Annotated in this window: 18 protein-coding genes; 11 read left to right on the forward strand and 7 right to left on the reverse strand. The window is 63.6% G+C overall.

The window, feature by feature from the left end:
• Nucleotides 1–59 precede the first annotated feature (59 nt).
• The 3 genes from V5B40_RS11560 to paaK all read right to left on the reverse strand — a co-directional run bounded on the left by V5B40_RS11560 (nucleotide 60) and on the right by paaK (nucleotide 3544).
• A complete protein-coding gene (locus tag V5B40_RS11560; protein ID WP_332354631.1) occupies nucleotides 60–1091 on the reverse strand; it encodes a transposase family protein in 1032 nt (343 codons plus the stop codon).
• On the reverse strand, nucleotides 1088–1990 hold the full coding sequence (locus tag V5B40_RS11565; protein ID WP_332352692.1) for a DUF4338 domain-containing protein: 903 nt from the start codon (nucleotides 1988–1990) through the stop codon (nucleotides 1088–1090). The genes V5B40_RS11560 and V5B40_RS11565 overlap by 4 nt, the downstream gene beginning before the upstream one ends.
• A 240-nt stretch (nucleotides 1991–2230) precedes the next feature.
• Nucleotides 2231–3544 carry a phenylacetate--CoA ligase PaaK gene (gene paaK / locus V5B40_RS11570; protein ID WP_332354632.1) on the reverse strand — a complete coding sequence of 438 codons (1314 nt, stop codon included), beginning with the start codon at nucleotides 3542–3544 and terminating at the stop codon, nucleotides 2231–2233.
• Nucleotides 3545–3844: 300 nt separating this feature from the next.
• On the opposite strand from paaK, the gene V5B40_RS11575 reads away from it, so the two are divergent.
• From V5B40_RS11575 to V5B40_RS11605, 7 genes are all read left to right on the forward strand, one after another.
• Nucleotides 3845–5179: an MATE family efflux transporter gene (locus tag V5B40_RS11575; RefSeq protein ID WP_332354633.1), complete on the forward strand. Its 1335-nt coding sequence runs from the start codon at nucleotides 3845–3847 to the stop codon at nucleotides 5177–5179.
• Nucleotides 5180–5527: 348 nt separating this feature from the next.
• Nucleotides 5528–5887, forward strand: a complete 360-nt coding sequence (locus tag V5B40_RS11580) for an Hpt domain-containing protein (RefSeq protein WP_332354634.1) — start codon at nucleotides 5528–5530, stop codon at nucleotides 5885–5887.
• Nucleotides 5874–6761, forward strand: a complete 888-nt coding sequence (locus V5B40_RS11585; protein WP_332354635.1) for a response regulator — start codon at nucleotides 5874–5876, stop codon at nucleotides 6759–6761. Before V5B40_RS11580 ends, V5B40_RS11585 begins: the two co-directional genes overlap by 14 nt.
• Nucleotides 6758–7819: a GGDEF domain-containing protein gene (locus V5B40_RS11590; RefSeq protein ID WP_332354636.1), complete on the forward strand. Its 1062-nt coding sequence runs from the start codon at nucleotides 6758–6760 to the stop codon at nucleotides 7817–7819. Before V5B40_RS11585 ends, V5B40_RS11590 begins: the two co-directional genes overlap by 4 nt.
• Nucleotides 7820–7870: 51 nt before the next feature.
• Nucleotides 7871–8770, forward strand: coding sequence for a fructosamine kinase family protein (locus V5B40_RS11595; RefSeq protein ID WP_332354637.1), 900 nt, complete (start codon nucleotides 7871–7873; stop codon nucleotides 8768–8770).
• Nucleotides 8771–8783: 13 nt separating this feature from the next.
• Complete coding sequence (locus tag V5B40_RS11600; RefSeq protein ID WP_332354638.1) at nucleotides 8784–10286, forward strand: bifunctional aminoglycoside phosphotransferase/ATP-binding protein; 1503 nt, start codon at nucleotides 8784–8786, stop codon at nucleotides 10284–10286.
• Nucleotides 10287–10773: 487 nt separating this feature from the next.
• Nucleotides 10774–11130: a hypothetical protein gene (locus V5B40_RS11605; RefSeq protein WP_332354639.1), complete on the forward strand. Its 357-nt coding sequence runs from the start codon at nucleotides 10774–10776 to the stop codon at nucleotides 11128–11130.
• A gap of 67 nt (nucleotides 11131–11197) precedes the next feature.
• Here V5B40_RS11605 and V5B40_RS11610 read toward each other — a convergent pair whose 3' ends face one another.
• A complete protein-coding gene (locus V5B40_RS11610; RefSeq protein WP_332354640.1) occupies nucleotides 11198–12694 on the reverse strand; it encodes a CHAD domain-containing protein in 1497 nt (498 codons plus the stop codon).
• A 304-nt stretch (nucleotides 12695–12998) separates the two neighbouring features.
• Between V5B40_RS11610 and V5B40_RS11615 the strand changes: the two genes are divergently transcribed.
• The 4 genes from V5B40_RS11615 to V5B40_RS11630 all read left to right on the forward strand — a co-directional run bounded on the left by V5B40_RS11615 (nucleotide 12999) and on the right by V5B40_RS11630 (nucleotide 15924).
• Nucleotides 12999–13631, forward strand: coding sequence for a class I SAM-dependent methyltransferase (locus V5B40_RS11615; RefSeq protein ID WP_332354641.1), 633 nt, complete (start codon nucleotides 12999–13001; stop codon nucleotides 13629–13631).
• Between the two features lie 94 nt (nucleotides 13632–13725).
• A complete protein-coding gene (locus V5B40_RS11620) occupies nucleotides 13726–14394 on the forward strand; it encodes a hypothetical protein (protein ID WP_332354642.1) in 669 nt (222 codons plus the stop codon).
• A 59-nt stretch (nucleotides 14395–14453) separates the two neighbouring features.
• Nucleotides 14454–15011, forward strand: coding sequence for a hypothetical protein (locus V5B40_RS11625; protein ID WP_332354643.1), 558 nt, complete (start codon nucleotides 14454–14456; stop codon nucleotides 15009–15011).
• Nucleotides 15012–15030: 19 nt separating this feature from the next.
• Entirely contained in the window at nucleotides 15031–15924 is an 894-nt protein-coding gene (locus tag V5B40_RS11630) for a sensor domain-containing diguanylate cyclase (protein ID WP_332354644.1), read from the forward strand.
• Nucleotides 15925–16223: 299 nt separating this feature from the next.
• Here V5B40_RS11630 and V5B40_RS11635 read toward each other — a convergent pair whose 3' ends face one another.
• The 3 genes from V5B40_RS11635 to V5B40_RS11645 are packed head-to-tail and all read right to left on the reverse strand — an operon-like array spanning nucleotide 16224 to nucleotide 18640.
• Entirely contained in the window at nucleotides 16224–17024 is an 801-nt protein-coding gene (locus V5B40_RS11635) for an enoyl-CoA hydratase (protein ID WP_332354645.1), read from the reverse strand.
• A 57-nt stretch (nucleotides 17025–17081) separates the two neighbouring features.
• On the reverse strand, nucleotides 17082–17699 hold the full coding sequence (locus tag V5B40_RS11640) for an ABC-type transport auxiliary lipoprotein family protein (protein WP_332354646.1): 618 nt from the start codon (nucleotides 17697–17699) through the stop codon (nucleotides 17082–17084).
• On the reverse strand, nucleotides 17696–18640 hold the full coding sequence (locus V5B40_RS11645) for an MlaD family protein (RefSeq protein ID WP_332354647.1): 945 nt from the start codon (nucleotides 18638–18640) through the stop codon (nucleotides 17696–17698). The genes V5B40_RS11640 and V5B40_RS11645 overlap by 4 nt, the downstream gene beginning before the upstream one ends.
• Nucleotides 18641–18642 lie beyond the last annotated feature (2 nt).

Here is an 18642-nt window from a genome sequence, read left to right on the forward strand (position 1 = left end):
GCATTCATCATGAACATCCCTCGGATGAGGGGCGAGGTGACATCTTGACTTCAACACGACTACAGCGCCGCCGTTTCCTCCGCGTAGCGGCTTCGTCCAACTTGTGGCTTCAGGGCGTGGAGCGCGCGGAACTCCTGCCAGACCGTGGACAAATCCTTGTCCTTGAGCACGATCATGAACTGCCAGTGGGCGCGCAAGCAGCGCCGCATCACCGGCCCGTTGGCGTAGAGGCCGTCGAGCAGGAGCAGGATCGGCAGGCGGGGGAACAGCGTCTTGAGCCGGTCGCTCAAGCGCACAAAGCCGCGCAGCTCGCAGTCCTGCTTTTGCGCTTCGGGTTCGCCCAGCGCGTGTTCGAGGAACTCGCTGAGCAGTGGGATGACCAGGCCGTTGTGGAAGGCAAAGCTGGCCTCGAGGACGTAGACGAAGTACTGGGTGTGACGGGTTTCGTCCTTGCCGACGGTACGTTGCAGGAGTTCCTCCGTCCAGAGGGTGTCGCCAGCGAGCTTCTGTGAGCCGTCGATGGCGATCGGATAGCAGTGGTCGATCAGATAGCGGCGAAAGTTCTTGCCGCGAATCAGCCGCCTCACCAGATCGACGTGGGCCTGTTCGAGCTGTTCAAGGTCAATGTCGCGCAACAGCCGAAACAGGGTGTCGGCGTGTGGCAGGGTATCGATCTCCGGGAACAGCAGGTGGAGGTTGGCCATGAACTGGGGACGGGATATTTCGCGGTTGGTCTCGCGCCGGGAGGAGAACTGAAAGACGAACATCAGCAAGCCGTAGAGCAGAAGCACGGTCAGCTTGTGCCGGCGCTTTTTGGGATCTCTCGGGTCGGGAATTTGTTCCAGTTGAGCGAGCAAGGCGGGCAGCTCTTTGCGCAGGAGGCGCATCTGTTTGCTCACGGCGTCCTCGCGGGCCTTTTGTTCCTCGTCGACGGTCGCGAAGGCCGAGCTTCTGTTGGGCAATGGAGCGGCTGAGTGGGGGACTTGTCCCGTTGCGCGCAGCTTCGCGTTCAGTACCTTCTCCTGCCGTTTCTTCTCTGAGCGCAGCTTCTTGATGGCCACGCGTGTCGGGCGACGGCAAGGTTTGCTCATGACCGCGGGCTCCCCGGCGCGGCACACAACGAGGCGCAAGCATCCGAGGTCAGCGCTTTGACCCACACCTGGCGGGGCGTGCTGTGATAGGACTGGCCAGGGCGGGCCAGCCCGCGCCCGCTGCTTGCCCCAAGCAACTGCCAACCGGCGGCACGGTAGCAGGTGCCGGCATAGTGACGCGGATCGACGAAGGTCTCCAGCAGCAGGGGCTCGAAGCCCCAGTGTTCGAGCCAGTCCGCGCGTGTGCGGCGCGCGAGTTGCCCGAGCACATGACTGGCCAGATGCGGCACCCGGACGTGCGGAAAGATCAGGAAGCGGCTGTTGTTCACCACCCGCGCCAGGTTCTCGCGGCGGGCCTGGGCCGTCCAGCCGATCCACTGATCGCGCACGGCCACCGCGCGGGCAGCACCGGACAGCAGGACGCAGCCCAGCCGCCGGTCGCCCGCCGTGATAAAGTAGCGCAGCCGGTAGCCGAAGGCCCCCTGGAAACCCAGCGGGTGCCAACGCGCCACCAGCGCATCCCACTGCGCCACCCGGGTCGCGTCGCGAACCACTTCCAGGGACACCGGCGCGAGCGCCGACAGGGCGCAGTGCACCGCCGGCTCGGCAACGGGGGCGACGGATGCCGAGGGCGGCGCGCAACGGCGCGGCGGCGAGGGCCTCAACGCAGGCAGTACCAGCAATCCGGCCGCCTGCAAACGCTCCAGGAAGTCCAGGCAGGCGCTGATCTTCGCCGTCCCCGTCAGGGTGGTCCAGCCCAGGTGCTCGCAGACCGTCGCCGCCAACTCCTTGCGTGCCAATCCCGGCAGCCACGCGACCGTCGCGCAGAGCTCGGCAATCTCCGTCGCGCTGAACACGCGACCACAGTGCACCCATTCCCCCGCACTCGTTGCAAGCATCGCAAAACCTCCGACTGAAGCGCAGATTGATTACGCTCCACCTATCCTGCCAGAAGTCCGCCCGGCTGTCTAGCCCTCTTGTGCGAAGGTTTTTTTTGCCTGCCCACCGCAACGCCTTGCCACTACTGGGCCGGCGTCGTCATGCTTCAGCGCTGAGATCATCCCAGCCCTTCGCGGCGCCGCTCGATGCTTATCTTCCGGCTGCTGGGCAAAGCCTCGCCAAGGCGTTCACTCGCGCGTTCACTCAGGCGGTCGTTTGTCGATCACCCGACGCGCCTTGCCAAGCGAGCGTTCGATGCCACCGATGTCGATGATGCGTACCTGCGCAGTGATGCCGATGAAGGATTTGATGTGGTGCTGCAGGGTGTTCGCCACGTGTTCCTTGTCCACCGCCAGCCGGTAGCGGTACTCCCGCTTGATCTCGACATTGACGTCGACGGCGTCGAGGTGACCATCACGCCAGACTTCGATCAGGTAATGCGGCGACAGCATCGGCTGCTTGAGGATCAATTCCTCGATCTGCGACGGGAAAACGTTGACCCCGCGAATGATCAACATGTCGTCCGAGCGGCCGGTGATCTTGTCGATCCGGCGCATCGAGCGCGCCGTCGGCGGCAACAAACGAGTCAGGTCGCGCGTCCGGTAACGGATGATCGGCAAGGCTTCCTTGCTCAGCGAAGTAAACACCAGCTCGCCGTGACTGCCGTCGGGAAGCACTTCGCCGCTGCTCGGGTCGATGATTTCTGGATAGAAGTGATCCTCCCAGATCACCGGCCCGTCCTTGCTTTCGGCGCATTCGCTGGCGACGCCGGGGCCGATCACTTCCGACAGTCCATAGAGGTCGATCGCGTCGATGCCGAAAGTGGTCTCGATCTCGCGGCGCATCAACTCGCTCCACGGCTCGGCACCGAAGAGCCCGATGCGCAAGCGCGTCGAATCGGCGGCGACGCCTTGTCTGCCGAACTCGTCGGCCAGATTGAGCATGTACGACGGCGTCACCATGATGATGTCGGGCTGAAAATCGGCGATCAGCTGCACCTGTTTTTCCGTTTGCCCGCCAGACATCGGGATCACCGTGCAGCCCAGACGCTCGGCGCCGTAATGGGCGCCGAGGCCACCGGTAAACAGTCCGTAACCGTAGCCGACATGCACCATGTCGCCGGGCCGCCCGCCAGCGGCATAAATCGAGCGCGCCATCAGCGTCGCCCACATGTCGATATCGTTCTGCGTGTAGCCGACGACCGTCGGCTGGCCGGTCGTCCCCGAGGAAGCGTGCACCCGCAGCACCTTCTCGCGTGGCACGGCAAACATCTTGAAGGGGTAGTTCTCGCGCAGATCGTCCTTGATGGTGAACGGGAAGCTGCTCAGGTCGGCGAGAGTCTTCAAGTCATCCGGGTGGACGCCGTGCTCGTCGAACTTGCGCCGATAGTGGTCGACATGGTCGTAGGCCTGGTGCAGCGACCAACGCAGGCGTTCGACCTGCAACGCCGAGATCTCGTCGCGGCTGGCGATTTCGATGGCTTCGTAAGCGGTACCCTGGCTCGCTGCGACCATTTCCTTGCTCTCCGTGGTGGCCAAAAGTGGAAACCCTAGTACAACTGCGGTCATCTTTCAACTGCCCGTCCGCAATCCTTAATGTGAAAGTCGCGCAAGCGACTCACGAAGCGCCCTTTTCTCCCTGCGCGAGACGGGTCTGGGAAAAGGGGGAGGGTGATGACATCCATCATCAGGATTCTCTCGACATGTCCTGAGCGTTAGGGAAAACGGCCGCGACGAACCCGCATGGTGGCCGCCGCCGACCCACGCGCGGGAAAAATCGGGTAGCCTTGGCGGCCCTCTTCGCTTCCGCCACCGATGCTCGCCCAGCAGTCCCGCCTGATTGTCGCGCACGCGACGCCAATGCTGATCGCGCAGCTGACGTCGATGGGCATGATGATCATCGACACCGCCCTTCTCGGCCACTACGGGACCGAAGATCTGGCGGCAGTGGCCGTTGGCGGCGGCATCTACATCTCGGTGCTCTTTGCCTTCGCCGGTATCCTGCAGGCCGTCGCGCCAAGCGTTGCCCACCTGCGCGGCGCCCGCCGCGAGCAGGAGATCGCCGGCACGCTGCAGCAGGCCTTCTGGCTGGCGCTGCTGCTGGCCATCCCCGGCGTACAGATCCTGCTCCACCCCGAGCCGCTGTTCGCGCTCTCGAGGATCGACGCGGGCGTCGAAGAGAAAGCCCGCGCCTACCTTAGCCTGCTCGCCGTGGGACTGCCCGGGGTACTCCTCTACCGAACTTTCCACGCCTTCTGCAACGCTCTCGGAAAACCCCGCCCACTGCTGGTCATCAGTGTCGTCAGCACCCTGCTGCACGCACTGCTGGCATGGTTGCTGGTCACCGGGCGTTGGGGCGGCGAAGCGCTCGGAGTCCTTGGCTGCGGCGTCTCGAACGCCGTCGTCGGCTGGTTCTCGATGCTCGCTGCTGCCGGCTACCTGCTGTTCGCCAAGGCGCTGCAGCCTTACCAACTGCTCGCCGACTGGCAGTTGCCACGCCGCCGCCCGTTGACGGAACTGCTGCGTCTCGGCCTGCCGATGGGTTTTTCGAGCTTCGTCGAGATTTCCTCATTCACGCTGATGGCCTTGTTCATCGCCCAACTCGGCGCAACGGTCGTCGCCGGTCACCGCATCGTCGCCAACCTCGCCGCGATCTGCTACATGCTGCCCCTGGCGCTGGCCATCGCCACGCTGGCCCAGGTCGGACATGCCGCCGGCGCACGCGACTGGCGGCGGGCCGAACTGTCGATCAGCGCCGGACTGCTGCTTGCCGGTGTGCTGTCGACGCTGCTCGGCCTCTTGCTGTGGCTGATCGCGAAGCCGCTGACCGCCGCCTACACCGACGATCCGGCGGTACAGGCGGTGGCCCTGGCGCTGATCGGCTACGTCGCCCTGTACCAGGTCTTCGACGCCATACAGACGATTGCCGCGCACGCCCTGCGCGGCTACAAGATTACGTTCGTGCCGATGCTGGTACACGTCGTCTGCTTCTGGGGCGTCGGCCTGTTCGGTGGCTGGTGGCTCGCCTTTCATGCCCGACAGGCAATGGGCGCCGCCGGCTTCTGGCTGGCCTCGCTGCTCGGTCTGATCCTGGCGTCGATTCTGCTCGGCTACCTGCTGCGCCGCGCCGTACGGGCGGTGAAGGCGTAGCCGCTACTGCCGGATGATGGCCGCAGGTTGGCCATCATGGTGCCCTCTGCCGACCCCGCCATGTCGTCCAAGGCCCGTGCGTCGCTTTCGACCATCCGGGTTCTGCTCCCATTCCCCGTTCATGGCGGTGGTCCGCCAGCTCGCGGCGAGGGCAGCACACGCGAATGTCGACCGGGTGATGATGGACGACAAACACACGCTCCGGGCTAAAGCTCTTGCCGCGGATTGCCGTTAGGTTTATTGCCTTGAGAAAAAGACGATTAACTTAATGTGACAGTCGCGCAAGCGACTCACGAATCGCCCTTCTCCCCTCGCGGGAGAAGGGTCGTGGAAGAGGGGAAAACGGTCATGACTTTCATGATCTGGGCTGTCTCGATTGTCATGACCGTTAGCAAGCCCTTCTCCCGTGAGCGCCTGCTCGCCACTTTGCAGCGCTGGCTGCCACTGGCAACAACAGCGACACAAACCGCTGCCGCAGCAGGCGACGCCGAAGCCCTGCGCAAGACGGCGCATGCGCTGAAATCCAGCAGCTCGAATGTCGGCGCCGAACAACTGGCAACGCTATGCAGGGAACTCGAAACACTCGCCCGCAAAGAAGCCGTGGACGGCGCGAAGCCACTGCTGGAAGTAGTAGAATTCGAGCTCCCGCGCGTACTCGCCTTGCTGGCGACCATCCTTGCCGAAAGTCCAGACCATGCAACTGCCTGAGGCAGCCACACGACCGAGAGTCCTAAGCGTCGACGACGACCCTGTGATGCGCATGCTCGAACAGGAAACGCTGGCGCAGTTCGACTTCGAAGTCAGCGTCGCGGCCGACGGCGATGAAGCGATCGAACTGCTGGCTGGGCCACCTCCCGCGCTGGTCCTGCTCGACGTCGACATACCGGGAGTCGACGGCTTTGCCGTTTGTAGACACATTCGCCAACGCTGGGACATGAGCGAGGTGCCGGTGATCATGGTCACCGGCATGGATGATATCGAATCGGTCAACCAGGCCTACGAGTCGGGTGCCAGCGACTTCATCTCCAAGCCGATCAACTGGCCGCTTCTCGGTCACCGGGCGCGCTACGTGTTGCGTTCGGCGCAGGAGGCGCGACAGTTGCGCACGCACGACTTCCTGGGCTCGGTTGCAACAATCATCGCCGCGACGGGCAGCGAGGCCAGCCAGCTCGAACTCGAACTGACCGAGAGCATCCTGATGGAGCCGGAGGCACGACGGATCGACGGTTTCCATCGTCGGCGCAAACTCGGTGTCCATTTTTCGATCGACCAGAGCTTCGTCCGCGGCCTGCCGGACAATGGCGATGATGCCGGTATCACCACTGCCATCATCGCCATGGCGCACAGCCTCGGGCTGGAAGTGATCGCGGAAGGCGTCGAAACCCGCGCGCAGCTTGAGTTCCTGCGCCAGGCCAACTGCCCGAAGATGCAGGGTTATTTGTTCAGCCGACCGCGGCCACCTGAAGGGTCGAGCATCTGCTACGGCAGGGCAGCATCAAGCCGCCGCCCTAAGCAAGCCCGGCAGGTGAAGAATTTGCAACGACCGCTTGCTGATCACCAGGACAAGAGAGAACGACAATGAGGTACGAGCACACTTTTGAGCAAAGCGCCGAGTTTCTGCGCCAGGCAGTGAAACGCATGAGCCAGCAGGGTGCCGGCCTGCACCCGTTCAGCTACGCGATCTGGTACGAATATGTGTCGGGCATCAATCGGGACCTGCAGATAGCACTCGACGCGCGCCTCACGACCGAAGGCAAGCTCGACGACCCCGCCGCCTGCGCGCTGTATTACAAACACGTCGCCGACCTGGACGCGAACACCGCGCTGCGTATCGGCGACAGCGTCGGCCATCTGGTCGACCAGGTAGCCGCCTCGGCAACCCATGCCGGTGATCAGGCCTCACATTACAGCGACTCGCTGGAACGTTGGGGCGAGACGCTGCAGCACCCGGCAAATGCCAAGGGGGCACAGCCATCCCCACCCGGTCTCGCCGACATCCTGCGCGGTACACGCGACATGCAGAAGGCGATCAGTGACCTGCAGGAGCAGCTGGCGAACAGCAGTCGTGAAACGCAGGAGCTCAGACAGGAGGTCGCGCGTGCCCGCGAAGAAGCCCTGGTCGACGGCCTGACCGGGCTGGCCAATCGCCGGGGATTCGATCTGGCCCTGACCGCCTGCCTGCAACAAGACCTCCCTTCCGGCCCCGGACCATGCCTGCTGATGATCGATCTGGACCGTTTCAAACGGCTCAACGATACCCACGGTCACCTGTTCGGCGACAAGGTGCTGGCCGGTGTCGGCGACATGCTCAGGGCCAATGTGAAAGGCAAGGACACAGCTGCTCGTTATGGTGGCGAAGAGTTTGCCGTGATCCTGCCACGAACGCCGCGCGGCGGCGCGGTCGGCCTGGCCGAGGCCTTGCGCGCATTGGTCGCTGCCAGCCGTATCAGGACCAGCGGCAGCAAGCAGCTCTTGATCGGCAACATTACCGTTTCCATCGGTATCGCCGATTACGTCGCTGGCGAGTCGGCCGCGGAGTTCATCGCACGCGCCGATCAAGCGCTCTACGCGGCCAAGGGCGAGGGTCGCAATCGTGTCAATCTGGCACCGCGCCCGCAGGCTGAAGTGGTCAACAAGTGAGCTGACGTCAGCCTCGGCCCTGGCGGGAAGCACATGAAATCGAGCTTGGCCATGAATGCTGCACTGGGCGACGCGCTGCGTGCGCTGATCGATGGCGACAGCGAAGAGCAGCCCACCGCGATCGACGCCGCCACACCGATTGGGGGTGCTTCGATCTCGCGCACGCTGCTGCTCGAGAGCGGCCAACGGCGCTGCTTCGTCAAATTGAATGACGCCAGCCTGCTCGACATGTTCGTCGCCGAAGCGGACGGCCTGCAGGCGCTGGCGGCCTGCCCGGCGCTGCGCGTGCCGCACGTCGTCGGCCACGGCTGCGCCGGCGGGCAGGCCTACCTGGTCCTCGAACACCTGCGCCTGCACGGCCTGCGAGAAGAGAAGCAGGTGGCGGCGGCGGGCCGCTCGCTCGCCGCACTGCATCGCATCAGCGGCCCACAGTACGGCTGGCATCGCGACAACTTCATCGGCAGTACGCCACAACACAACGCCGGGCGGGCTAGCTGGCCGGCGTTCTTTGCCACGCAGCGATTGCAACCACAGCTCGCACTCGCCGCAGCTCGCGGCTACCAGGGCAGACTGATCGCCAAAGGTGAGCGGCTGGCGGAGAATCTTGCCGCCTTCTTCGCCGCTCACCGGCCAAGCGCCAGCCTGCTGCATGGCGACCTGTGGTCCGGCAATGCAGCCATCGACGAAACGGGCAGGCTGGCGCTGTTCGACCCGGCGGCCCATTTCGGCGACCGCGAATGCGACCTGGCAATGAGCGAACTGTTCGGCGGCTTTCCGGAGCGCTTTTACGCCGCCTACCGCGAGGCCTGGCCAGTGCCCGACGGCTACCAACAGCGGCGAACGCTGTACCAGCTCTACCACGTACTCAACCACCTGAACCTGTTCGGCGGCAGCTACCTGCGCCAGGCAGAAGCGATGATCGCCTCGCTGTTGGCCGAAGTCGGCCGCTGATCGGCGCCGGCAAGTGCTACCCCCGCTGATCGCCGCCCTGCTCGAAGCCGATCGCTATCCGGACCCGGCGACCGGCGTCGAACTCGTCGAAACGCACGCCTCATGGCTGCTCCTGGCCGGGGCCTTCGCCTACAAGATCAAGAAGCCGGTGCTCCTGCCCTTCCTCGACTACAGCACGCTTGCCAAGCGCCAAGCCTGCTGCGAGGCCGAGCTGCGCCTGAATCGTCGCTTCGCGCCGGACCTCTACCTGCAAGTCGTCGCCATTGTCGGCACGGCGGCCGACCCGCAGATCGGCGGCAGCGGCGAGGCCATCGAGTTCGCGGTCAAAATGCGCCGCTTCGCCGAAGCGGGTCGACTCGATCGCCTGTGCGGGCGCCGAAAACTGCATGCGAAACAGATGTCCGCCCTGGCCGCCACGATTGCCGAGTTTCACGAGCGGGCGGCAGTGGCACCGGCCGGCACGCATTTCGGCGAACCCGAGCAGGTGCTGGCACCGGCCCTCGCCAATTTCTCCGAGCTGGCGCCGCTGCTGCCAGGCCGGGAAGAACAGACCCGGCTGGCACGGCTCGCCGCGTGGACGCACCGCGAATTCGAGCGGCTGGCACCCCGCTTCGCCGCCCGCAAAGCGGCCGGCCGGGTACGCGAGTGTCACGGCGACCTGCATCTGGGCAACCTGGTTGTGATCGACGGCAGCGTACGCCTCTTCGACTGCATCGAATTCAGTGAAGATCTGCGCTGGATTGACGTCGCCAGCGAGATCGCGTTCACCTTCATCGATCTCCTCGACCACGATCAGCCCGGTCTGGCCGCCTGGCTGGTCAACGAGTGGCTGTCCTGCAGTGGCGACTACGATGCCGTGCAGGTGCTACGCTTCTACGCCGTCTATCGCGCACTGGTGCGCGCCAAAGTGGCGGCGCTGCGGGCCACGCAGACGAGCAGTGATGGCGGCCACGCCGACCATTACCTGGCGCTCGCCGAACGCTTGGTCAACCCGCCACCTGCACGGCTGATCATCACCCACGGAGTCTCCGCGTGCGGCAAGAGTCGCGCCGCACGCCGAGTCTTGCTGCACGATCCCGCCGCGGCGACGCTACGCCTGCGCTCCGACGTCGAGCGCAAGCGCCTGTTCGACCTCGACGCAGCCGCGCGAAGTGGCTCGCCGGTAGACGGCGGCCTCTACACCAGGAACGTCAGCGAACTGACCTACCGCCGCCTGTACGAGCTAGCCGAGGAGCTGCTGGCAGCCAACTGGTCGGTGATCGTCGACGCCGCCTTTCTCGAACGCGCCCGGCGCGACAGCTTCCGAGCCCTGGCCGCGCAGGCGGCAGTCGCTTTCTTTATCGTCGCGCCACAGGCCAGGCCAGCGGTGTTGCGCGCGCGCATCCTCGGCCGCCTGCGCAAAGGTCGTGACGCCTCCGAGGCGACATTGGCCGTACTGACGCAACAGCTGGCCAGGATAGAAGCACTCGCTGCCGACGAAAGCGACTGCCTGTTGCAGAGTGCGCTGGACGCTTGAAAGCTGCATCGGCAACGGCCCAGCAAGCCGTCAATGGAAACGCCGAATGTCATTCGCCGACTGGCTCACTCGCCCACTCGCGCGCGGCAAGTGTCGATAAATTTTACACGGCATTTCTTGCCGTTAAAACGCAGCAACTCTAAGCTATTGCTTTAATGGCGTCACCTTATTTATGCCAAAGTGGCAAGGTTTTTGCTTCTATCAAGATACGTCTGCTTGCTGCGATAGCTGGAACGGTCTCCCGACGGGTCGCTGTGGACAGTAACGGCGGTGGCCGGCCAGCTTCCCACCTTCGGGCAGGACTCTTAACAAGCTTGCTTGGTTTGCAAATCTCTGAATTAACACATGACCAAATCTGCGAAGACAACTATTGACGAAGCACATCACGGCATTCGGCCTACTTCCGAAAGGCGGCGCAGCCTTGATTTGTCGGCTAGAATGGTGAGTCGCTTGGCTACTTGGCATTGAAAATGGGGGCGGGAACACTATGAATATGCTCAATAACTGGAAAACTCTGGAACTGATCACCCGTGAGGGCGAAAGACTGGTGTGCATCGAAGGGCGCGTGTATGGCACTAATCCGCGCTTTCCCTCGTCCTCGCACATCAGGACGTCGCCGATCACTGGCCACAGATTCGAGTCCAATTCGATGGTCGTGATGACCAAACGCGGCTCGGAGTATCTACTGGGCAAGCCCGACCCTGCGGAGACTTTTGCGCAGCAGCGCCTGATGCGACGCCTGTCGCGTTTGAGCCAGCAAGCGCCTTCAGCTTTCAACGAGCTCGAGTCGCAACTTACCGGTTACGTCGAGGTGCAAAAGGACAGCACGACCAAGGAAAGCTGAGACGACCTCAGTAGCGCTCGCTGTAAACCTGAAAAAAAAAAAAGCAACCCGCCGCAAACCCACACGTTCACGGCGACGGCGCTGACCACGGCGCGTCTTGACGTCGAAAAGCGTCCAACAGCGTTTCCAGTTCCGGTAGCAGTGCCTCGCTTTGCGTCGCCAGCCAGTCATGAACACCTTCGGCTCGGCGCCCCGGCAGCGCCTCAACGACCAGTTGCATGGCGACGGCCAAGTCGTTCTGCTGCCCGAGCTGTTCCTGCAGGGCGGTAAGCGACTGATGATAGTTCTGCAACACGGGCCCGGCGAAAATTGGCGAAAAGAATTCGAGCGCGTAGCGCAATTGCTTGAACGCCAGGCGCAGACGGTGACGAGCCTCGTCGCCGCCCTGCTGTGCCTCTGCGGCGCGCTGGTTGACGCGCTGGGTACACTTGTTGAGCCAGGCGGGAACAAAGTCTCCCAGCGAACCGCGCTTCGCTTCGGGCAACGCCTGAAGAGCTGCCGAGAAGTCGAGCAACAGACGCGAATAGGTGGCCGACTTGAAAGCGGCTCGCGCGGCCCGGCGATTGTTCGTGCAGCGCCGGCGGGCGTAGCGGAACAACAACTCTATTTTCGTCTGATCTTCTGCCCGGTCGGCAAAGGCCGCACTCAATAGCGGCGCGGTATCGGCCAGGAAAACGTCCCAGTTGCGTACCCCCCCCAGATGTTTGGCGAGTTCTTGCCAGAGAGGATCAAAACGGGCCACGAATGGTGCCGGCAGGTGGCGCTGCCAGACACGTACGGCCGACCGCAGGCGGCGAATGGCGACGCGCGCCTGGTGCACAAACTCGGGCGCATCGGTCGCGAGAATACCTTGCTCGTTGCTCTGCAACTGGTTGACGCAGGACAGGGCAATGCGACGAAATGCGCTGATGCTCGACAAGCTGGCGTCGATCGCAACCGGCAGCGCTTTGGCCGCGGTCATCGGCGTGTCGAGCATCAGGCGATAGGCGCGATCGGACTTGCTGCGAGCTTCCGGATGCAAAGGCAGGCTGGCCTGCAGCGCAACGGCCAGGTCGAAAAGATCGCCGATGGCTCCGGACAGCAGCTCCAGCTCGACCTCACGGATTGGCTGGCGACGACCGCTGGCCTCGATCGTCCCGCGGTCGAGCGCCAGTTCGATGCGCACGCCCTCGCGCGGTTCCAGCAGCCAGGTGTGGCGCTGGAAGCGGGTGACAAACGCCGACTGCAACTGATCTCGCAAGGACTCGAGAAGATCGCGAACAGCGCTTTGGTCGACATGCGAAAAGTCGAACTCGCCGGGCCGACCAGGGCACTCCCACTCCTGGCGCTGGGCCAGCCCACCGCTGAGTTGAGCAGCAGTCTTGACGCCCAACAGCCAGTCGCCCCCTTGCTGACGATAGCGCACGATCAGCCGCTCGCTGCGCAGGCGGCAATCGGGCGTATCGTAGTAGGTATTGATCAGCAGTTGCCGCTGCGACGGCACGCCCGACAGCAAGACATGGCGGCTCAACTGGCTGGCCGCGCGCGCCGACAGCGATAGCTTCATTTCGGTTTCAGTGGCCATGGCGAACCCTCGTAGAGGAAAAGGCATGCCTTCCCCGGGTCATATTATGTCGTCTCCCCTGGCGTCAGCCCGTCATCGCTCCCACTGCAGCGAGCCCGGCAAAGCCGCACGCCGTCACGTAGATTAGCACAGGAATATTTCTTTTCCTGTTTTCGGCAGCCGGTCGCGCCAAGCTGACCTTGTCGGCGAGCAAACGCAGCTCGTCGAGCCAAATGGCGGGCCTATGGTTTACCATCAATGGCCACCTCCGTTCCGCCATATTCCATCTTGCCCGCTGCTCATAACCCGACCGCCCACACCAGCCATGCCATTACGTCCCGACGATCTCGACCTTATCACCACCCAGACCCTGGCCCATTACGACCAGCGCGCCGAGGACTTCCGTGCAGGCACTCGCGAGCACGACGTGACGCAAAACATCGCCGCACTGTTGCGCCATATCCACGGCCAGGCACCTTTCACGGTTCTCGACTTCGGCTGTGGGCCGGGCCGCGACCTCAAAGCGCTTACCCAGCTCGGCCATCTGGCGATCGGACTCGACGGCTCGCGGAACTTCGTCGACATGGCACGCCAGGACAGCGGCTGTACGGTCTGGCAGCAGGACTTCCTCAAGCTCGATCTGCCTGAAGCACACTTTGACGGGGTCTACGCCAATGCCTCGCTGTTCCATATCCCACGCCAGGAACTGCTACGCGTCCTGCGACAATTGCGCGCCACCCTCAAGCCCGCCGGGGTCTTGTTCTGCTCGAACCCGCGTGGCGACAACGAGGAAGGCTGGAGCAGTGGCCGCTACGCCAGCTACCACGACCTCGCCGCCTGGCGCGAACACATGGCGGCGGCGGGCTATCTGGAGATCGAACACTATTATCGTCCGACCGGCCTGCCGTGCGCGCAGCAACCCTGGCTGGCGAGCGTCTGGCGTCGGACCAGCGCATGAAGCAAAATGGCGCTTCCTTCCGCAAGACGGCAGACGGGCACTTTTCTGTTCGTGAGTCGCGGACGCGACTTTCACATTAAATGGCACTCTGACCATGCAAGATAAACGCTTCTCGAAACGCAACGCGCAGCTCAAGGCAGGGCCCCGAATCGCCGAGGCGATTCTCGACTTCGTCGGCCAGACACCGCTCAGTACGGAACTTGAAGCACGCAAACCGGAACTTCGCGCGCGCGCGATTGCCGCCAGCGCAGCACGACGCGCTGCCGTGACGTCCAGCGGACTCAGCCTGCCGCCCGGCCCGCTCGGCTGGCTGACCCTGCTTCCGGAACTGCGCTCGCTGTGGCAACTGCAGACCCAGCTGGTCGCCGACATCGCCGCTTGTTATGGAAAAACTGCAGAATTGGGCCGCGAGGAAATGATCTACTGTCTTTTCCGGCATACCGACGCGCAAGCGGTTCGCGACCTGGTCGCCCAGATCGGGCAACGTTTTGTCGTTCAGCGGGCTTCGCGGCCGCAGGTCCAGGCGGTAGTGCTGAAGATCGGCATGCACATCGCGCAAAGGCTGATCGGCAAGGGGATTTCCCGCTGGATACCGGTTTTTGGCGCGCTTGGCGCTGGCGCCTACGCTTACTACGACACCACGCAGGTTGCCGACACGGCGATCGAGTTCTTCGCCGGGGTCATCGATGTTGAGGCCGAGGACGCCAGGGTGGTCGGCGACGACGAGCGGGACGTCGACGACGAGCGGCGCTGGCAGCGTTAGCGCGACTACGCTGCTAGAATGACTCTCCGTGTGTGACAGCGGACTACGCTGCAGACAGCATGTGTCAGGGGGCCACCAGCAAGCATCTTGAGGAATGGGCGAGCCCGCGAACGGTCATCGTCTTCTCGCTGCTGTTTGTCGCGGCCTTGTGGGCTGCCGTGAGCTTCTGGATCGTCTCGGCTCGCGATGAACGCGTCGCCACGACGCGCGAATCCCTGCAGCGCATGACCCACGCCGTCGAAGACCAGACGCGGCGGCAGTTTCGTCTGGCCGAGGTCATTCTTGCCGCGTGTGCCAACTGGCTGGCGGCAGACCCCGACCTCGACCCAGCCAGTGCCCCCGGTTTTCGGCGCTTGCTCAAGGACTTTCGCGACCACACGGCCGCCACCATAGAGATTCGCCTGCTCGCTGCCGACGGCACGGCGAGTAGCCCCACTTTCCGACGCCTCCGAGCCATTGGCAAACGTCGCCGACAGCGACTACTTCAGAAGCACGCCGGCAGGCGGTGGCCTGTTCATCGGCGCCCCCACACGCAGGAAGCCGGAGGGAAATCCCGAACTACCCATCGCCAGCCGTCTGCCCACGCAGGCTTTCCCAATCCTGGTCGCGGTGATTGACCTGAGCAAACTGACGACCGTGTACGAGAAACAGCGCCGCAAGCCGGGCGGGGTAATCACCCTCCTCCGCTCTGACGGCACAATTCTGGCACGAGCACCCGACGACCCGCGACTGCTCGGCCAAGCGATCACCGGCGTCACGCTTCCCGGCGCGCAGCTCCTACAGAAGGAACAGGCGGTGGTGCTCGAGGAGAGCAGCGACAAGCAGCGGCGACAGTTCACCAGCTACTCGTCGGTCCCCGATTTCCCCTTGCTGGTGGCCGTCTCGGTAGCCTACGACGAGGCACTCGCGCTGTGGCAGAAACAAACCCTGTGGATCCTCATGCTGGCCACCTGCGTCACCGTGCCACTGGCCGTGGTGGCTTTTCGATCCTTGCAGCTGCTGCGCACGCTGGCCAATCAAGACGCCGAGCTGCAACATCTGGCGACCACCGATCGGCTGACCGGCGTCAGTAGCCGGCAGCACTTCGTCGCAGCGTTCCACGCGCAATTGCAGCAAGCAGAGCGTGCGCAGAGACCGCTATCGATCCTGGTAGTCGACATCGATTTCTTCAAGCGCATCAACGATGGTTATGGCCACGCCACCGGCGACCAGGCGCTGATCTCGTTTGCCGAGGCCGCCACCACCTGTCTACGCGGCGCGGATATGATCGGGCGACTCGGTGCCGGAGAGTTTGCCATGCTCCTGCTCGACACCGATATCAGCGCAGCGATCGCGGTTGCCGAGCGCATCCGCAAGGCGGTTGCCGACATCTCGATCCCGACCGAGAACGGCACCGTCCAGTTCACGGTCAGTGTCGGCGCCAGCCAGGCCAGCGCCACGGACCAGTCGTTCGAGGACGTGCTGAAGCGCGCCATCGAGGCACTGCACGCTGCCCGAGCCAGCGGCCCCGATCAACTGGCAGTCGTCTGAGTCGCCGCTGGCCGCCTAACGGTCATGACACGTGGCGACACCCCAAGTCATGAAAGTCATGACCGTTTCCCTCCACTGGCAGTGCGCATTCCGGCTTGCACGCCGGAATCGTTCGACGGGCTGGGCGCATGCGCCCAGAATTCCCCGTCTCACCCCCGACCCTTCTCCCGCGAGGGGAGACGGGAGTTTCGTGAGTCGCGTGCGCGACTTTCACATTAAACCAGCACGCAATGACGGTGGGTGGGAAATGGTTGCCGAAAGTCGGTTGCCGAAAGTCTCATCAAGAATGCAACACTACATCAACGACCCCTCCACTCCGCCTTGCGTTTGCCGATAAAGGCATCGATTCCCTCGCCCGCGTCTTCGCTCATCATGTTGCAGGCCATCACTTCGGAGGCGTACTGGTAAGCGCCTTCGAGACCCATTTCGAGCTGTTTGTAAAACATCTGCTTGCCCATGCCAATGGCCACCGACGACTTGGCGATGATCGAGCCGGCAAGCCTGTCGACCTCGGCATCGAGCGCGTCGCCAGCCACCACGCGATTGACCAGCCCCTGCTGTAGAGCGGCCCGTGCATCGATGAAATCGCCGGTGAGCAACATTTCCAGCGCCTGCTTGCGCCCCAGGTTGCGCGACAGGCCGACACCCGGCGTCGCGCAGAACAGGCCAACATTGATTCCCGAGGTCGCAAAGCGCGCGCTGTCGGCGGCAACGGCGAGGTCGCACATCGAAACCAGCTGACAGCCGGCCGCGGTGGCAATGCCATGCACGCGCGCGATCACCGGCTGTGGCATCTGGGTCAGGGCCATCATCATCCGGCCGCAGCGCCGGAAGAGGTCCTGCATGAAAGCCTTGTCGTGATTGGCACGCATCTCCTTGAGGTCGTGTCCGGCACAGAAGGCCTTGCCGGCCCCGGCAATGACCAGCACGCGCACGGCTGGATCAGGCGCGATGGCGTCAATCTGCGCCTGCAGGGCGGCGATCATCGCCTGTGATAGCGAGTTGAACTGCTGCGGGCGGTTCAGAGTCAGCGTGGCGACGCCCTGGTGATCGCTGCGAACAACGTAGGGGTCGTCCTGAATTGGCATATCGGTGCTCATCTTGCCTCCTTGCTCTGTCGATAGAAAAAGCTTCTGCGCGGGCCAGGGCAAAGCCCCTCAGTCAGCGATCGTCGCCGGGCACTGCTTCAGCCGGCCAAGTTTCTCGAGTTCCTGCAACCAGCCGGCGAGTTGCTGCCCGAGGGCGTTGCTGGCCACAACCAGGGCGCCCACGCCGCCACTGGCATCGGCGCCGGCTGCCGGCTGCTCGATGCTGAACGCACGTTCGGCGACGATCTGGTGCCTGGCGTCAAGTATACGCGCCGTTCCCTGCAACACGCCACGACTCAGCAGCGGCGTCTCAAAGACCTGCGAGAACTCCTGCAGCTCAAGGCGCAGCAGGCAGCTGACGGCTGTACGTCCGCTGCTGTCGAGCAGCCCCAGTTGTTGCCGCAGGTGCTGCGCGAGCAGCAGTCCGGGCGCACCAGCCCAGCGGCTGGCGGCGTAGCTACGCAACTTCAGAGGATCGTCGTAGAGCAGGCGATATTCGATACTCGGCGAGTCAAACCAGTACGCTGCGCGAATCTCGAGAGCCAGCTTCGACCAGCCGCTGCCTTCGGCCAGACGCGCGGCCGGCAAACCGAAGTCATAGACCTCGGCGGGGGTGTTGTTGCGTGCCCCGCCTGCGCAGGCGGCGAGCAACAGGCACGCTGCAAGGCAGATCGACCGTCTCTTCATGGAGATCCTTCACGCTTTGGTGGGGCTACGAAACCGGCTTCGCCGGGTCCGGGCGAATGCTTTGGCGAGCCAAAAACGAAACTTTGTGGCGCATCCTCGAGCATCTGCAACACCCGCTGCAATTGTCGCGAGTTGGCCGACAACTCGCTACCGAGTTCGTTGAGACGCGGCGCGAGCGCGGCGACCCCGCTCGGCGACGGGTCGCCAAGCAAACCATCGACGCGCTTGCTGACCGCCTGCAAACGCACGACCAGTTCACGTGTTTCGAGCAGCAATGGTGTCGCATGGCCCGCCGCCTGCTCGGCATGAGCCAGCGTGGCGTTGAGCCGACGCAGGCTTTCCGGAGTTTGCGCCAACAACTGACGAAACTCGCTGATCGTTTCGTTGGCGTTGGCGGTGGTCGCTTCGAGATTGGCCAGAATACCCGCGAAACGTTGCTGGTTGTCGTTGTCGAGCAGTTTGTTGGCCTTGCCAAGAAACTCTCCGGCCGCGCGCAAGGTGGCACCACCAGCATCGGACAGTTCCTCGATCAGCGATGGCCGCATGAGAATGCGCGAAGCCTCCCCGGCATTACCCGGCAGTGGCTGCGGATCGGCGCCGGTTTCTTCGAGCAGGACATGCGCAATGCCTGTTACTCCCTGATAGCCCATTTTGGCAACCGTCCCACGCGTCACCGGTACCGAATCGTTTACGCTGATGCGAACGAGGATGTTGCGCACATCATCCGGGTCGAGTTCAATGGTCTGCACTTTGCCGACGCGAATGCCGCGGTAGCGGACCTGTCCTTGCAGGCTCAGTCCGGTAACGTTCTGCCGCGTCACCACGATATAGTCGCGGCTGGTCTCGTGCTTGCCGCCGATCCACCACACCGAGAGCACCACCGCAACTCCCAGCAACAGGGTGAACAATCCGGCCAGCAGCGCGTGCGAACGGTTTTCCATGG

Source organism: Candidatus Accumulibacter meliphilus (assembly GCF_036625345.1).
Taxonomy (GTDB): Bacteria; Pseudomonadota; Gammaproteobacteria; order Burkholderiales; family Rhodocyclaceae; genus Accumulibacter; species Accumulibacter meliphilus.

Coding starts and splice junctions, on each gene's coding strand:
- V5B40_RS11590 (WP_332354636.1), top strand. CDS start 6,758: ATGAGGTACGAGCACACTTTTGAGCAAAGCGCCGAGTTTCTGCGCCAG.
- V5B40_RS11560 (WP_332354631.1), bottom strand. CDS start 1,091: ATGAGCAAACCTTGCCGTCGCCCGACACGCGTGGCCATCAAGAAGCTG.
- V5B40_RS11615 (WP_332354641.1), top strand. CDS start 12,999: ATGCCATTACGTCCCGACGATCTCGACCTTATCACCACCCAGACCCTG.
- V5B40_RS11565 (WP_332352692.1), bottom strand. CDS start 1,990: ATGCTTGCAACGAGTGCGGGGGAATGGGTGCACTGTGGTCGCGTGTTC.
- V5B40_RS11645 (WP_332354647.1), bottom strand. CDS start 18,640: ATGGAAAACCGTTCGCACGCGCTGCTGGCCGGATTGTTCACCCTGTTG.
- V5B40_RS11640 (WP_332354646.1), bottom strand. CDS start 17,699: ATGAAGAGACGGTCGATCTGCCTTGCAGCGTGCCTGTTGCTCGCCGCC.
- V5B40_RS11580 (WP_332354634.1), top strand. CDS start 5,528: ATGACTTTCATGATCTGGGCTGTCTCGATTGTCATGACCGTTAGCAAG.
- paaK (WP_332354632.1), bottom strand. CDS start 3,544: ATGGTCGCAGCGAGCCAGGGTACCGCTTACGAAGCCATCGAAATCGCC.
- V5B40_RS11595 (WP_332354637.1), top strand. CDS start 7,871: ATGAATGCTGCACTGGGCGACGCGCTGCGTGCGCTGATCGATGGCGAC.
- V5B40_RS11575 (WP_332354633.1), top strand. CDS start 3,845: ATGCTCGCCCAGCAGTCCCGCCTGATTGTCGCGCACGCGACGCCAATG.
- V5B40_RS11625 (WP_332354643.1), top strand. CDS start 14,454: ATGTGTCAGGGGGCCACCAGCAAGCATCTTGAGGAATGGGCGAGCCCG.
- V5B40_RS11635 (WP_332354645.1), bottom strand. CDS start 17,024: ATGAGCACCGATATGCCAATTCAGGACGACCCCTACGTTGTTCGCAGC.
- V5B40_RS11585 (WP_332354635.1), top strand. CDS start 5,874: ATGCAACTGCCTGAGGCAGCCACACGACCGAGAGTCCTAAGCGTCGAC.
- V5B40_RS11610 (WP_332354640.1), bottom strand. CDS start 12,694: ATGGCCACTGAAACCGAAATGAAGCTATCGCTGTCGGCGCGCGCGGCC.
- V5B40_RS11605 (WP_332354639.1), top strand. CDS start 10,774: ATGAATATGCTCAATAACTGGAAAACTCTGGAACTGATCACCCGTGAG.
- V5B40_RS11620 (WP_332354642.1), top strand. CDS start 13,726: ATGCAAGATAAACGCTTCTCGAAACGCAACGCGCAGCTCAAGGCAGGG.